The organism is Pantoea agglomerans (genome assembly GCF_020149765.1).
Classification (GTDB): Bacteria; Pseudomonadota; Gammaproteobacteria; order Enterobacterales; family Enterobacteriaceae; genus Pantoea; species Pantoea alvi.
In genome coordinates this window covers 149,556-163,921 of sequence record NZ_CP083808.1, presented here as the reverse complement: position 1 = coordinate 163,921, position 14,366 = coordinate 149,556, and the positions used below count along the sequence as shown (strand labels likewise).

At 58.1% G+C, this 14,366-nt stretch carries 16 protein-coding genes; 8 read left to right on the top strand and 8 right to left on the bottom strand.

The features are described from left to right. The first annotated feature begins 65 nt into the window (after nt 1-65). A complete protein-coding gene (locus tag LB453_RS00785) occupies nt 66-359 on the top strand; it encodes a hypothetical protein (protein WP_103796444.1) in 294 nt (97 codons plus the stop codon). A 33-nt stretch (nt 360-392) separates the two neighbouring features. Continuing rightward, nucleotides 393-926, top strand: a complete 534-nt coding sequence (locus tag LB453_RS00780; RefSeq protein WP_103796443.1) for a hypothetical protein — start codon at nt 393-395, stop codon at nt 924-926. On the opposite strand, the gene LB453_RS00775 is transcribed toward LB453_RS00780, so the two are convergent. The 3 genes from LB453_RS00775 to LB453_RS00765 form a co-directional block, all read right to left on the bottom strand. Then, nucleotides 898-1,884, bottom strand: coding sequence for a UV damage endonuclease UvsE (locus tag LB453_RS00775; RefSeq protein WP_103796442.1), 987 nt, complete (start codon nt 1,882-1,884; stop codon nt 898-900). The two genes, LB453_RS00780 and LB453_RS00775, sit on opposite strands and share 29 nt — an antisense overlap. Nucleotides 1,885-1,992: 108 nt before the next feature. Next, entirely contained in the window at nt 1,993-2,451 is a 459-nt protein-coding gene (locus tag LB453_RS00770) for a DMT family transporter (RefSeq protein ID WP_103796441.1), read from the bottom strand. A gap of 1 nt (nt 2,452) precedes the next feature. Further along, nucleotides 2,453-2,887 carry a DMT family transporter gene (locus LB453_RS00765; protein WP_103796569.1) on the bottom strand — a complete coding sequence of 145 codons (435 nt, stop codon included), beginning with the start codon at nt 2,885-2,887 and terminating at the stop codon, nt 2,453-2,455. A gap of 96 nt (nt 2,888-2,983) precedes the next feature. On the opposite strand from LB453_RS00765, the gene LB453_RS00760 reads away from it, so the two are divergent. Both LB453_RS00760 and LB453_RS00755 read left to right on the top strand, forming a co-directional pair. Then, nucleotides 2,984-3,943: a LysR family transcriptional regulator gene (locus LB453_RS00760; protein WP_103796440.1), complete on the top strand. Its 960-nt coding sequence runs from the start codon at nt 2,984-2,986 to the stop codon at nt 3,941-3,943. A gap of 500 nt (nt 3,944-4,443) precedes the next feature. Further along, nucleotides 4,444-5,649, top strand: a complete 1,206-nt coding sequence (locus tag LB453_RS00755) for a diguanylate phosphodiesterase (RefSeq protein WP_103796439.1) — start codon at nt 4,444-4,446, stop codon at nt 5,647-5,649. A 54-nt stretch (nt 5,650-5,703) separates the two neighbouring features. Here LB453_RS00755 and LB453_RS00750 read toward each other — a convergent pair whose 3' ends face one another. Then, a complete protein-coding gene (locus LB453_RS00750) occupies nt 5,704-5,919 on the bottom strand; it encodes a hypothetical protein (protein ID WP_103796438.1) in 216 nt (71 codons plus the stop codon). Between the two features lie 73 nt (nt 5,920-5,992). After that, nucleotides 5,993-6,874, bottom strand: coding sequence for an alpha/beta fold hydrolase (locus LB453_RS00745; RefSeq protein ID WP_103796437.1), 882 nt, complete (start codon nt 6,872-6,874; stop codon nt 5,993-5,995). 170 nt (nt 6,875-7,044) lie between these two features. Between LB453_RS00745 and LB453_RS00740 the strand changes: the two genes are divergently transcribed. The 3 genes from LB453_RS00740 (at nt 7,045) to LB453_RS00730 (ending at nt 10,549) form a co-directional block, all read left to right on the top strand. Then, nucleotides 7,045-7,635, top strand: coding sequence for a CGNR zinc finger domain-containing protein (locus LB453_RS00740; RefSeq protein ID WP_103796436.1), 591 nt, complete (start codon nt 7,045-7,047; stop codon nt 7,633-7,635). 565 nt (nt 7,636-8,200) lie between these two features. Then, nucleotides 8,201-9,529, top strand: a complete 1,329-nt coding sequence (locus tag LB453_RS00735) for an MFS transporter (protein WP_103796435.1) — start codon at nt 8,201-8,203, stop codon at nt 9,527-9,529. A gap of 309 nt (nt 9,530-9,838) precedes the next feature. Further along, nucleotides 9,839-10,549 carry an IclR family transcriptional regulator gene (locus LB453_RS00730; protein WP_103796434.1) on the top strand — a complete coding sequence of 237 codons (711 nt, stop codon included), beginning with the start codon at nt 9,839-9,841 and terminating at the stop codon, nt 10,547-10,549. A 97-nt stretch (nt 10,550-10,646) separates the two neighbouring features. Here LB453_RS00730 and aroD read toward each other — a convergent pair whose 3' ends face one another. Together aroD and LB453_RS00720 are read right to left on the bottom strand one after the other, a co-directional pair. Next, nucleotides 10,647-11,492: a type I 3-dehydroquinate dehydratase gene (aroD, locus tag LB453_RS00725; RefSeq protein ID WP_224481409.1), complete on the bottom strand. Its 846-nt coding sequence runs from the start codon at nt 11,490-11,492 to the stop codon at nt 10,647-10,649. A gap of 294 nt (nt 11,493-11,786) precedes the next feature. Then, nucleotides 11,787-12,494, bottom strand: a complete 708-nt coding sequence (locus LB453_RS00720; RefSeq protein WP_199187333.1) for a phage antirepressor KilAC domain-containing protein — start codon at nt 12,492-12,494, stop codon at nt 11,787-11,789. A gap of 288 nt (nt 12,495-12,782) precedes the next feature. Here LB453_RS00720 and LB453_RS00715 point away from each other — a divergent pair, with 288 nt between their 5' ends. Further along, the gene (locus LB453_RS00715) at nt 12,783-13,976 is read left to right on the top strand and encodes a zinc-dependent alcohol dehydrogenase (RefSeq protein ID WP_103796432.1); all 1,194 of its coding nucleotides are present in this window, start codon (nt 12,783-12,785) and stop codon (nt 13,974-13,976) included. A gap of 38 nt (nt 13,977-14,014) precedes the next feature. Here the strand turns inward: LB453_RS00715 and LB453_RS00710 are convergent, their stop codons facing one another. Further along, nucleotides 14,015-14,362 (bottom strand): hypothetical protein, encoded by a 348-nt coding sequence (locus LB453_RS00710; protein WP_103796431.1) that lies wholly within the window; start codon nt 14,360-14,362, stop codon nt 14,015-14,017. Nucleotides 14,363-14,366 lie beyond the last annotated feature (4 nt).

Sequence of the window (14,366 nt, the reverse complement as noted above, 5' to 3'; positions counted from 1 at the left end):
TAGTCAACCGCACCTCCAACCTGCCCCAATTGCTGGGGCGTGCAGCGGGACACAGAGCAAATGTTATGTATAAAAGTAATGAAGAAAGACTGACCGACATCGTGATTGGCGAGGCGACTCTCGAGCTGCTGCTATCGGATAAAGCGATCTCCAGCCGCGCGCTAATGGACGTGCTGCAGCGTATGGCTGAAGAAGAAGCGGATGAAGAGCGGCAGCTGATTATCGTCCGCGCCATTAACGAGGTGCAGCAAAACCTCACCACTCAGTCCGCCCAGACGCGCGTGACGATGCGCGATCGCAACAATAACGAGCACCACTTCAAGGGTGAAGCGATGCCGGGCGACAAACGTAAGCACTAATCCTCCCTTTCCCGGTTTACTCAGGAGCGCACTATGAATATTGCCTGTCTTGGATGGGGGTCGCTGATCTGGAAACCGGGCGCTCTTCCCGTTGAGGGAGAGTGGCATCACGATGGCCCCCTCTTTCCAGTTGAGTTCTCCCGCACCAGCGACGGCGGCGAGCTGGCGACCGCGATCTGTATGAACGCGCCGCCGGTGCCGGTATTGTGGGCCAGGCTGGCGACGCAGGATTTAGATCGGGCCTGCCTGCAGCTGCGCGAGCGCGAAGGGATCCCTGATGAACGCGTCGACGGCATCGGCATTTTTTCCGTTACCGCCCAGACGCCCGGCGTGCTGGCCGACTGGGCGCGGGCGCGCAAGCTGGATGCGGTGATCTGGACCGGCCTGCCGCCTAAGCTGGGCAGCGTGGAAGGGTTAATCCCGACGCTGCCGCAGGCGATAGCGCATCTGCAGCAGCTGGAGGGCGACGAGGCCATCCACGCGCGCACCTATATCATGCAGGTACCCGCGCAGATCGACACGCCTTATCGACGCGCCATTACCGCTCACTTCGGCTGGGATCGATAACCCCCCTCTCCAGCGCATAGTCATAGAGCTGATGGCTGGCGAGATTTTTCATTTTCACTTCGCACATGATATCGAAGGCGTTAAACGACAGCGCCCAGTCGTTCAGCGTCGGGTTAAAATAGTAGTCCGAGTGGGCGCGCAGTTTGGCTTTCGCCACGCCTAACGCCTGCTGATCGGGGTAGCCCTGCTCCGGTATCACTCCCTCCTGTGAAATCGAATAGTGCAGCACCGGCTGGACGCCGCGCCATGACTCTTTGATCAGGGCGATGCGGCTGTCGTCCGGCTGAATAAAGGCGTTCTCTTTGACCCAGTGGTGATGAATATCGAGCACAATGGGACAGAGCGCCCTCGCCTGCAGCACATCATCCAGCGAACAGGAGATCTCATCGTTTTCCACCGTCAGCATATTGCGCGCCTCAGGCGTCAGCTGAGCAAAGGCCTGGCGAAATCCCTCAAAACCTCCTTTGCCATTCATATGAATGTTGATTTTGAAATCCTGGAAGGTTTTGCCGTAGCCCATCAGCACGGCGCAGAGCGCATGGTACTCAACATCTTCAATGGCCCGCTGCACCACATCGGGATTATCTGACGCCAGCACCGAATATTGTCCTGGATGGAAAGAGAGACGGATACCGTGCTGACGCGCCAGCGCGCCGCAGCGCTCGAACAGCGGATAGAGATCGGGCAGAAATTCACGGTAGAGCGGCGTCGCTTCCGGCACGGTATAGAGCGGCAGGAGATCGCTGCCGATACGCATCATGCGCAGGCTTTGCGGCTGGGTAGCCAGCGTTTCCAGCAGGCCGGCCAGGTTGGTCAGGTTGAGACGGGCAAGGCTGGCGATCAGCGCAATCTGCTGGTCGCGCCCTAAACTGAGAAAACGGGTACGGGTAGTGCTTTTGAACGGGAAATGTTGTTTGCCGTCTGCATCCAGATACTTACACGCGAAGCCTAATTTCATATTTCCCCCTGTTAAACACAAACAGTAAGTTTAACAGTTATTTGAAAACCGACCGGGCGGGAGAGAAGGCAATCACGTATGCCTGCGCACAGGGCGCAGGCATGCGGGTCAGGCGCGCGGCTTTTTCGGCCGGTTGCTGCTGTAGATAAAAAACAGCGCAATCCCGAGGCAGACCACCGCCGCCAGGCGCCCTGGCGAAAAGGCTATCGCCGCATTGCCTAACCAGCCGAAGTTATCAATCAGCATACTCATGGCGAGCTGGCCGAAGATGACCGCAACGGTGGCCACGGCGGTACCGATGCGCTGCACCGCCAGCACCATAATCACAATATAGGGAACGCCGCACAGCGCGCCCAGCAGCTGCCACTTCGGCACATCCATCAGGCTGTGCGCCTGCGGCGGCTCAAAAAAGAAGATCAGGAGCGCAGTCACCACCGCGCCCAGCGCAAAGGTCAGAAAGGCGCAGCGGAATACCCCTACTCTGGCGCCAAGCTGCCCGTTAATGGCCGCCTGAATACTCAGCAGCGCGCCGCCCAGCACCGCTAAACAGATCATAAAAATCGTCATACTAACCTCGGGCGACCAGCGCCAACGCGATAATAATAAACACCAGCGCAATAATGCGTTTGCCATCGATTCTGCGATGCGGCGTTCCCAGCAGGCCGAAGTGGTCAATTACCAGGCTTTTGAATACCTGACCGGCGAGAATGCCGATCATCGTCATAGCGATACCGATAACCGGCGTCGCCAGCGTCAGGATCACCACATAGCCAGGGCCTAAAATTCCCCCGAGCAGCTGCCAGCCCGGCTGTGCGAAAAACGAGGGGCTGTTGCGCGGGCTGAAAAAGAGCATCAGCAAAAAGGTGAGCGCCGCGCCAACGCCGAAAATGCTTAGCGTCGCCCAGAGATCCCCAACCTGCTGGCCCAGCGGCCCAAGCAGCCCCGCCTCTACCGACAGCCCCATGCCGCCGGCGATAACCAGAAATATAAAAATGAGTTGCATAACCGCGTCCTTTAAATCGAAGCGGAACAGCATAATGAAGTCGATTAAGATGAAAAACGCTATAGTGTGGCAAACACCTTTGCAGGAATGGCATTAATGGATAACACCGGCTCGATAGATCTGCGCGCGCTGCGCTTTTTCCTGAGCGTGTACGATGCGCAAAACTTCTCCGCGGTGGCGCGGCGCGAAGGGGTTTCCGCCTCCGTGGTGTCGCGCACCATTCTCCAGCTGGAAGATGCGCTAGGTCAGCAGCTCTTCTACCGCAACACGCGTGCGGTGATCCCCACGGAGGCGGGCCGGCTGTTTGTCGACTATGCCCGCGCCATCGACAGCCAGTTCAGCGACGCGCGGCAGGCTTTGCAGGAGCGATCGCTTCAGCCGTCAGGACTGGTGCGGCTTAACGCGCCGGTATTTTTCGGCCAGCGCCATATTGCGCCCTGGCTGGCGGGGTTGTCGGCGCGCTACCCGCTGCTGGAAATCGAGCTGACGCTGACCGACGACTACGTCGACCCGCACCGCACCGCCACCGATCTTATTTTTCGCATCGGCCCGCTCACCGACTCCTCCTTTCACGCGCGGGTGCTGGGCAGCCAGCGCTACTATCTGGCCGCCGCGCCCGACTATCTCGCCAGGCACGGGGCGATCGCCACTCCGGATGCGCTGAGCGAACATCACTGTCTGGTCTATCGCGGCTCCGCCGGTGCCAACCGCTGGCTGTTCCGGCGCGACGGCGCGCCCTGGGTCCACTATCCGGTTATGCCGCTGCTGTCGTCGAACAATGCTGAAACCCTGCTGACCGCCGCGCTGGGCGGCATGGGAATGGTGCTTTTTCCCGACTGGCTCACGGGCGATCATCTGCGCACGGGTAAACTGGTCAGGCTGCTGGAAGAGTATGAGGCGGGGATCAATCCTGTGCCGCAGCAAATCGCAGCCATCTATCCCAATACGCGCCATCCGCCGCTCAACGTACGAGCGGTGATTGATTACTTTGTCGAGGTATATGGTTCCCCGCTTTACTGGCAGCGGGAGTCGGCAAGCGACCCTCAGCCGAAATAAATGATAGCTAACGCCAGCGCCAGAAAAACAGAGGCGGCAACAGATAGCGCTTTTTCAATGATATCTGACTCGCGGGGCATAAAACGTCCTGTCTTAAAGGGGAAAGGTGGCTGACCTGGTGATAACGCTTCTTTTTAAGCGAAGCGGTTTATGTCGGACAAAGCTCATTTAAGGTTCGCCGACGCGCATAAAGGCTGGCTGAGGTTATAGATAAATAATATCTGAAATGCAACTTTTAATAAAACTAAGCGTTAAATGCCCTTGCCATTCCCCCGGCTAATTAAAATCTTATATTTTCAATGGTTTATCTATTTTATTAGCAGAAAATTAGCCGGGAACTGGCAGCGCGCAAATTTAAGCGGAGCGGCAGTCGTTTATCACCGGTTTTTTTAAAATCCTCGCTCCACCAACTTTTTTTTATTTCTCAAAAAAACCGCTAGACAATACCGCCGCGACCTCTGTTAATGTGTGCCTCACAAAAGCTAAGACTGGAATTATCCATGCTGACAACAATTATTTATCGCAGCCATCTATCAGACGACGTGCCTGTAAAAACGCTGGATAATTTGGCCACACATGCTAATCAAATTAATGAGAACCACGACGTTACCGGTATTTTGCTGTTTGACGGCACCCATTTTTTCCAGCTTCTGGAGGGTTCCGATGCTGCGGTCTGCGCCATTTACGAACGTATCTGCGCGGATAAACGTCATCATAATTTAGTTGAGTTAATGTACGACTACGCGCCGTCGCGCCGCTTCGGCAACGTCGGCATGGAGCTGTTCGACCTGCGCAAACATGACAAAGAGACGGTGCTGCAGGCGGTGCTGGATAAAGGCACCTCAAAGTATCAGCTTACCTACGACGACCGCGCCCTGCAGTTCCTGCGCACCTTCGTCGAAGCGCGAGAAAAAGGCAACTATTTCGAAATCCCGCCGACCGACAGCCTGCAATTTGTGGTAGAGGAAGCGCTGGAAAAGGCGATTGCGCCGCCGGACGCCGCTGACTGTAGCTTCGCCTTCCAGCCGATTATCGATCCGCTGATGCAGCGAATCGTCTCGCTGGAGGCGCTGATCCGCACGCCGGATGGCAGCGCGCCAGGGGACTATTTCGCGCAGTTCTCCGGCGACGACATCTATACCGCCGACATTAAATCGAAAGGGATCGCCTTCGCGCTGGCGAAAAAGCTCGATATTCAGGGCCAGACGTTATCGGTCAACCTGCTGCCGATGTCGCTGGTGGTGGTGCCGAATGCGGTAGAGATATTACTGGATCAGATCAGGCAGAACGGGCTGGTGCCAGAGCAGGTGGTGGTAGAGGTGACGGAAAACGAGGTGATCTCACGCCTTGATGAGTTCACCATCGCGGTTAAACAGCTGCGCGCGGCGGGCATCAGTATTGCGCTGGATGATTTCGGCGCTGGGTTTGCCGGGCTGTCGCTGCTGTCGCGCTTTCAGCCGGACAAAATCAAAATCGACCGCAACCTGATTACCGACGTCCACAAAAGCGGGCCGAAACAGGCGATCGTGCATGCGATCCTGAAATGCTGCTCCTCGCTGGAGATCAGCGTTATCGCCGAAGGGGTCGAAAAGCCGGAAGAGTGGATGTGGCTGGAGGCGGCAGGCATCAGCAATTTCCAGGGGTATCTGTTCGCCCGACCGCAGCTGAACGGTATTCCGGCCGTCGCCTGGCCAGAAATTCAGTAGCGCTTTCAGGCGGGCCGCCTTGCGCGCGGCCCGCCTGTTATCCTCTGGCGGCGGTCAAATCTCGTCGTTCGGCGGAATCGCATTTTTCCCCAGCTTCACCAGAAAACTCCCGTCGACGCGTTTGATTTTCGCGCCGCGATCGCCCCAGTACATCGCAATGCCGAAAAACTCATCGGCGGAAAGCTCGTAGCCGATAACCACTGATTTATGTTGCCCGCTGCTGAGCAGTTCATTCAGCTCATCGAGATTGCTGGCGATAGCGTAATCCATATTTCCCCCCTGATGATTCACCAAAACCGTGTGACCAAAGTTTAACCATACGCTATCCCGGCAAATCCGCCATCTAAACCACTTCGCCGCCGAGCAGCTGCCTGATGCGCTGCGCCACAGTAGCCGCATGGGTTTCCAGCGCGAAATGGCCCGTATCCAGCAGTTCGACCTGTGCGTTGGGGTTATCCCGCAGGTAAGCCTGCGCGCCCGGCGGAATAAAGAAGGGATCGTGCTTGCCCCAGATGACCAGCGTCGGCAGCTGTTTTTCGCGAAAGAACTGCTGAAAGGCCGGATAGCGTGCCAGGTTGCTGGCGTAGTCCAGAAAAAGATCCAGCTGAATCTCTTTGTTGCCGGGTCTCTCCATCAAGAGCGTATCGAGCATATACCCTTCCGGTGCCACCAGCGTCTCATCGCTGACGCCATGCAGATATTGCCAGCGGGTGCCCGCCAGGTTAAGCACCTTGTCATGCACGATCTGACGGTTTTCCGCGGTCGGCTGCGCCCAGTAGCGGCGAATCGGCGCCCATGCGTCGCCCAGTCCCTCCAGGTAGGCATTGCCGTTTTGCGAAACCAGGCCAGTGACCCTGTCGGGATAAGCCAGCGCCAGTCGTAGCCCGCTCGGCGCGCCATAGTCGAAGACATAAAGCGCGTAGCGCTCCAGCCCCAACGCATCGACAAACGCGACCAGCGTTTCGCCCAGCGCGTCGAAGCTGTAGACGTAATGACGCGCCGCTGGCACCTCGGTAAAGCCAAAGCCCGGCAGATCGGGCGCGACCAGATGGAATTTGTCGCTCAGCAAGGGGATCAGCTGGCGAAACTGATGCGACGAGCTGGGATAGCCATGCAGCAGCAGCAGCGTGGGCAGCTCAGGGTTGCCTGCCTCGCGGTAGAACAGGCGCACGCCGTCGGCGTCGACGTAGCGATAGTGCACAGGATAGTCGGTGTTGCTGTTCATATCGGCCTCGCTAATAACTGTTAAAAGTTCGTTTTACTGGTTTCATTTTTACCCTGGCACACAATCAAAACCTTTAAAAGTTATTTTTAGCGGTTATTTTTAGCGTAGCTGGGTTGCGACAGATAACCGGTTAACGTAATCTTTAAGGGTTATCAGACAGAGCGGATCCCATGAAAGCGAGAGAGAGCAGAAGCGCGGCAGCGGCCCCGCTGCAGATTGGCGACCATATGGCGCTGGATTTTTTGAACACCGTGGCGCAGGTAGACGGCGAGCCGCATGACTTTTTTCAGCGCGATGAGGATGTGGCGCGCTGGCTTGAGGCGGCGGGATGCGGCTCAGGCGCGGCAGAGAGAGAAGCGCGCGCTGGCGGTCTGCTGACGGCAGCGCGTGAGCTGCGCGCCATTATTCTGCATGCAGTACAGCGGAGAAAGCGCGAAGAGGAGTGGCAGCCGGAGCAGCTTAATCGCTTCCTGCGCAGCGCCTCCAGCTATCTGGAGCTGGCACTGAACTCCGACGGTCAGCCTGAGTATCGACGCCTCTACGCCGCGGCCACGCCGGAGCAGCAGCTTGCCCCCGTGGCGGAGCAGGCTGCCGACCTGCTGGTTAACGGTGATTTCTCGCTGGTGCGCGAGTGCGAACATCCCGACTGTACGCTGTGGTTTTACGACCGCACCAAAGCGCATCGCCGCCGCTGGTGCAGCATGGCGCTTTGCGGCAATCGGGCCAAGGCGGCGCGGTTTCGCCAGATGACCCAGAGCTAAAGCCGTGAAGTCCGGCCGCGACGGCTCGGGTTAGCCTCCCCGACTCTCCAGCGGCCAGCCCTTTTAACTGCCTCAGTACAAACAGACGCTCTGTCTGTTTGATCCAGCCAGCTGTAGCTGCCCCCTGCTTTGATTTCTGCCCTGGCAGACGGCGGCTATTCCTTGTCGGCTTTATAAGCCACTCCGCCCTGACGCAGGCTTTTCCCCCAGGCAATTCGCAGGCACTTACCGCTGATAGTCGCGCATGATTTCTCCTCTCGCCTACTGAAAGGGCGCTCATTGCCTCAGACATGGCCGGCAACAGCTCAAGCCAGGCGATTAAAAACCGGGTCAGTCCGGCACGTGAGCTTTACCGGGCGCAGAGAGTTTTAATGCCATCACATAACCACCATTATCGCGTTAAGTTTTTGTGACACCTCACTCAACCTTGCAACATCTCTCTACAGATATCACGCCATACAGAGATAATGAGTTGTACTCTGCACACAACAGTTTTACACAGTAAAACAACCCTACTCCCGCAAGGCGCGCTTTGCCGGGGACGTCTTCTGTTAAGAGGTACATCATGTCTGAAAAGATGCACGCTTCAACTGCGCCCTCAGAGCTGGAAAGGGAGACCGTCAGGCGCGTCGTCTGGCGTATTCTGCCCTTTTTGATCGTCTGTTATCTGATTGCGATCATCGACCGGGGCAATATCGGCATGGCATCGCTGCAAATGAATGAGGATCTGGGGCTGTCGAAAGCGGTTTTTGGTCTGGCGAGCAGCCTGTTTTTTGTCGGTTATTTCCTGTTTGAAGTGCCGAGCAACCTGGCGATGCAAAAGGTCGGCGCAAAGATCTGGATCTCCCGCATCATGATTACCTGGGGCATCGTATCGGTCTGCACCGCCTTTGTCGAAAGCAGCGAAATGCTCTATCTGCTGCGCTTTCTGCTGGGCGCTGCAGAAGCCGGCTTCTTTCCCGGCGTGCTGCTCTATCTGACCTACTGGATCCCGGCGAAGTATCGCGCCCGCGTTATCGCCACCTTTATGGTAGCGATCCCGGCCGCTAACTTTATCGGATCGCCGATTTCCGGCGCGATCCTGTCACTGGACGGCTGGTTAGGTATGCGCGGCTGGCACTGGCTGTTTATTCTCGAAGGCGTCCCCGCCGTGCTGCTGGGCGTGGCGGCGTTCTTTATACTGAGCAACCGCCCGGATAACGCCAACTGGCTTACCAGTGAGCAGCGCAACTGGCTTTCATCGACCCTGGCAGCGGAGAATGCGCAGCGTAAAGCCATTGGCCATATCTCTCTGTGGCAGCTGCTGCGTCACAAGCATATCTGGGTGATGGCGCTGATCTACGCCGGCGCTTCCGCTGCCGGTTCGACGCTCAGCGTCTGGTCGCCGCAGCTGTTGAAGTCGTTTGGGCTGGATAACTTTACCACGGGCCTGGTGAACGCGATTCCTTACGGCCTGGCATCGGTGCTGATGATTGTCTGGGGCCGTAGTTCTGACCGCACCGGCGAACGTCGCTGGCATACCGCCCTGACCCTGTTCCTGATTGCGGGCGGCCTGCTTTCCGCCTTTATCAGCCAGTCGCTCACGGGCAGCGTGGTGATCCTCTCGCTGGTTCTGATCGGTGCCTATTCGATGAAAGGGCCGTTCTGGGCGCTGGCGTCAGGCTGGTTATCCTCTTCGACCGCGGCGGCCGGACTGGCAGCTATCGGCGCCGTCGCCAATCTAATCGGCGGCGGGCTGATGGTGAACGTCTATGGCATGATTAATCAGTCCACCGGCAGCCATACCCTGGCGATGATGCCGCTGGCATTGCTCTGCGCGGCGGGCGGCATCGCTGTCCTGGTGATGGGACGCAAATCTCAACTGCGGGTAGAGGCAGAAGCGCAGCCGCGATAAGCGGTCGGTACAGAAAAAAAAAGGCGCGTTAAGCGCCTTTTTTATTGCCCGCACCCCATACCAGCGCTCTTTTGCTGCCGCCTGCTCAGGAGAGTGCAGGCCGCCGCACACTCGGTTTTCACGGATGCTGCGTTTTAAAAAAGGATACAGGATAAGAGGCTATAGCCGTTGCCGTTGTTTTACTGTATACAACAGCCATAGCCAGTGAGAGCGTGGCAGAGACGGCTAAAGGTTTCGTTGTGATGTAAACACGATGTAAATCGCAAATGCCAGGTTACAATCCGACGCGCCAAAATCAGGAGGATCAGGATGGGAAATGAAGGTGTAGTCGCCGTCGAAAAAGCGCTGGCGCTGCTGGACTGCTTTAAACCGGGCGAGGAGTCATTGACGCTGACCGCGCTGGCGCAGGCCTCTGGTCAGCACAAGACCACGGTCTATCGCCTGATGAATTCGCTGGCGCGAATGCATTATGTGATCCGGCGTGAGAACGGCAGCTACTCGCTTGGGCCGCGTCTGCTCTATCTCGGCAAGCTCTATGAACAATCTTTTCATCTGGCAAGCATCGTGCAGCCGGAGCTGCATGCGCTGGCGGCCTCCACCGGTGAAAGCGCCTCCTGGTACGTTATCGAAGAGGGGCAACGGCTCTGCCTGTTCCGCGCCGAATCGTCGGAGGGCCTGCGCGAAACGCGACTGGCGGGCAGCGCGCTGCCGCTGGACAACTCCGCTATTGGCCAGGTGCTGCGCCACTGGGGTCTGCATGAGCCGCTGTTTGACCAGACGCCTGCGCTGCCGCTCTATACGTCCGGCATGCGCGACCCGCATATCGCCGCTTTTTCGCTGCCGGTCTTTGGCGAGGGCGATGCCCTGACCGCCGCGCTGGCGATCACCGGCCCCGTATCTCGCCTCACGCCGGATCGCATCGATAAAGACGTTGGCCGCATCATGCAGGAGACCGCTTATCGCCTCTCAACGCGGCTGGGCGCCAGCAAAGGATTTTGCGACCGCTTTTATCCGCGCTGACGGCTGCCGGAAAAGGCGGCTGAGGCTCGGGCGTCGCCATGCACTGCGCGGCGCCCGGCGCTGCCTCCACGCTGAGAGCCGACTCGGTGGTTAGGTTTCAACCTGATGACGCATTCGCCTTGTGCAGCGCGCTCATCGCCCGATCCAGCGCCTGCACCTCAAGCTGTCCCGGCGCGGAGGCCTCGTCCAGGGTGCCAAAAGTCAGGTTGCTGCCGAACACCTCGCCCGACATGCGCGTCACCGCGCCCAGGCCGCCCATCGCCATGGTAAGCAACGGCCTGTCGCTGCGCTGACGCATCTGCCAGGTAACGTCGCTCAGGCGGCTGACATCCTGTGGCGTTTTCGGCATCACCGCGATCTTCAGAATGTCCGCGCCGTGCGCCTCCTGCCACGCCAGACGCTCTAGCATAGCGGCGTTATCCGGCGTCGACTGGAAGTCGTGATAAGAGAGGATCACCGCGATATGATGACGGTGCGCCTGCGCCACCAGCCGATCCACCGCCTGTGCGCCAATGCGCATTTCGATATCAATAAGATCGGCGCAGCCCGCCTCGAGCCACTGCTGATAGAGCGCAATATAGCTGGCGTCGTCCGGTGACAGGCTGCCGCCTTCGTTTTGCGTGCGCAGCGTCAGCAGCAGCGGTTTGTCCTGCAGCGCGCGGCGCATATCTCGCCCGAGTTGCGCCACCTTATCAACGTGGGTAGCGAAGCTGAGCTTATCAACGCGCAGTTCCACCATCTGCACCTGCGGCGTTTGGGCCGCCTGGCGCGCCAGCTTCAGGGCGCTGTCCGCATCGTCGCCGGTGGTCGACACGATAATGGCCGGTTTGCCCTGCTGAATCGTAAGATTGCCGACCTGTAACGGCCGCACATCAGAAGATGGCAGTTCGGCCGCCGTGGCGGAAACCGCCATCATCAGCAGCGCTAAAGGTGCTTTGAGCATAAAACCTCTCCCTGTCCTGAATAAAACCCAGGGTTTAAGATCTAGCTCACACTTTTACCGCCAGCAAGCCACAATGCACCGCCGCTGCCCTCAACGGGCGCTTCCTCTGCGTGCGGCGAAGGGGATAACGACGCCCTGCACGTCAGCTTCTGCTTTTCGCTTCGCGCGCCGCGGCGAAGCGACAACGCTGGAAGGCGCCGCTTTAAGGCAGCTGTAAATTGAGTTTGAAAGGGCTGAATGGCAGACATAAAAAAACCGGTCAGCGACCGGTTTTTTAACGCACAGCGATCAGTATCAGGCGGCAACGCCTTTAGTCTGCGTCGCGATATGCCCCGCCCACAGGCTGGCGACCCACTTCACCCCTTTTGCGGTAAAGCGCGCCTGCGAAAACGCATGCTGGTTTTCGCCCACGCCCGAGCGCAGCGTAAAGTAACCCGCCTGCATATGGTGATGCTGCGGCGTCAGGGTGCCTTTATCGCGGTACATGATGTTGCGCTCCAGCAGGAACTGGCGAAACTCCGGCTCTTTTACCTTCAGCATTTTGCACAGCTGACGAAAGCCGAGTGAATCCGTGACCTCGACAAAGCGATCAAAAAATTCCGCCTTTGGGGCTGAAAGCGCCAGCTGCTCTTCGGCGGCGCGGCGCTGCTCGAACTGCTCTGCCCAGGCGCGCGCGGCTTCGGCGGGATTGGTAAAGTCGGGCAGATGCGCCACTTTCTCGCGCTCCTGCCATTTATCCAGCAGATCGGCGGTAAAGCCCGGCGACAGGCGCGCCACGGCTAACAACGAGTCGCGCTTGTTCAGGCAGAACTCCTGACGCATCTCTCCTTCGTGCTCGTAAAGGTTGATCGTCAGCGGCTGCGAAAGCCGCTGCGCGGTTTCCAGGCTTTTGATCAAGCGTTTTACTTCGCCGTGAGTAATACCGGTCAGTCGGGCGATTTCACGGCTGCTCATCAGGACAGAAGCGTTGAGAGCAGAAAGATTTTCAGTAGAGAACATCATCAGCGTCACCTCATGCAAACTTACGCAGCCGTTCGGGCTGTTGAATAAGTATACAGGATACTGGTGTTATATCCAGTATTTTATTTAAGCGATTTACTAACGGATTTGCCGTCTCGCCTGATTGCGCAACAGCCGCCGCGCTTGCTTTACCCGTATCTGCGGCCAGGCTTAAACCATCCCTGACGTCCTCGCCTGGCGTGCCCCGAAAGCCGGAAAAGCGCGCCGCGGGCGTGGACTTTCTGTGTTGCGTCATGGCGACCGGCACACTCATCAAGAAAGGATGTTGATATGAGAGCACTGACCTATCATGGCCCGCATCGGGTTCGCGTTGAGACCGTTCCCGATCCCGTCCTGCAGGAGCCAGACGATATTATTTTGCGCGTAACGGCTACGGCGATTTGCGGCTCTGATCTGCATCTCTATCGCGGCAAAATCCCTGGCACCGAGCATGGCGAAATCTTCGGCCATGAATTTATGGGCGAGGTGGTTGAGGCGGGTACGGCCGTTACCAGCGTTGCGGTTGGCGATCGCGTCGTGGTGCCCTTTGTTATTGCCTGCGGCGACTGCTTTTATTGCCATCTGCATCAGTATGCCGCCTGCGAGACCACCAACAGCGGTCGCGGTGCCATTCTGAATAAAAAGAATATTACGCCGCCGGCGGCGCTGTTTGGCTTTAGCAACCTTTACGGTGGCGTGCCCGGCGGGCAGGCGGAGTATGTGCGCGTGCCGAAAGCCAACGTCGGCCCGTTCAAGGTGCCGCTGACGCTGCCGGACGATAAGGTACTGTTTCTCTCTGACATCTTACCGACCGCCTGGCAGGCGGTGCAGAACGCCGCTCTGGATAAAGGCTCCAGCGTGGCGATTTTCGGCGCCGGGCCGGTGGGGCTGCTGAGCGCCGCCTGTGCGCGACTGGTGGGCGCGGAACAGATTTTTATGATCGACCATAATAATTACCGGCTAGAGTTTGCCCGTCAGCGTTACGGCGTCACGCCGATCAACTTTGACGATATCGACGATCCAGCCGCCTGGATTATCGAGCATACAAAAAATAATCGCGGCGTAGACGCGGTTATTGACGCGGTCGGCTTTGAAGCCAAAGGCAGCCTGACCGAGACGGTGCTCAGCAACCTGAAGCTGGAAGGCAGCAGCGGTAAAGCGCTGCGTCAGTGTATCGCCGCCGTGCGCCGCGGCGGCGTGGTAAGCGTGCCGGGCGTCTATGCCGGCTTTATCCACGGCTTTATGTTCGGCGACGCCTTTGATAAAGGGCTGACCTTTAAGATGGGACAGACGCATGTGCAGGCCTATCTGCCACGCCTGCTGTCGCTAATTGAACAGGGGCTGCTCACGCCGGAAGAGATCGTTACTCACCATATGTCGCTGGAAGACGCAGCGCACGGCTATGAGATCTTTGAGAAGCGTAAGGATGACTGCCGCAAGGTTATTCTGGTGCCGGGGATGGCGTCGCAGCACGCCGCCAGCTAATGCGGTCGTCCAGGCTGCCAGTGGCAGCCTGGCGGCGGTTAGCGCACGATATCTTCATCGCTGTCGTTAAGCTCCGACAGCGAAATTTCGCGCGACGGGGCGTTATCGAGCCGGTCGCCATATTCGCCACGCACGTCGGGCAGGCTGGTGAACTGCCCGTCGACGAATAAAAAGCTCAGGTGGCGGGCGACATCATTCAGCATCTCCTCCGCCTCATTCTCCGTTGTGCCTTTCGCCTCTTTACCGTCGAGCTGCCAGCGTAGCTTGCCGCCAACCTGCTCCGCGCCGCCGATATCGACCACATGGCCATCAATATTTTCCACCAGCAGGCGAGACTGGCAGTAATAAAGCAGGTAAGGCATCAGGTCACGTTTATTTTCAGACATCTCT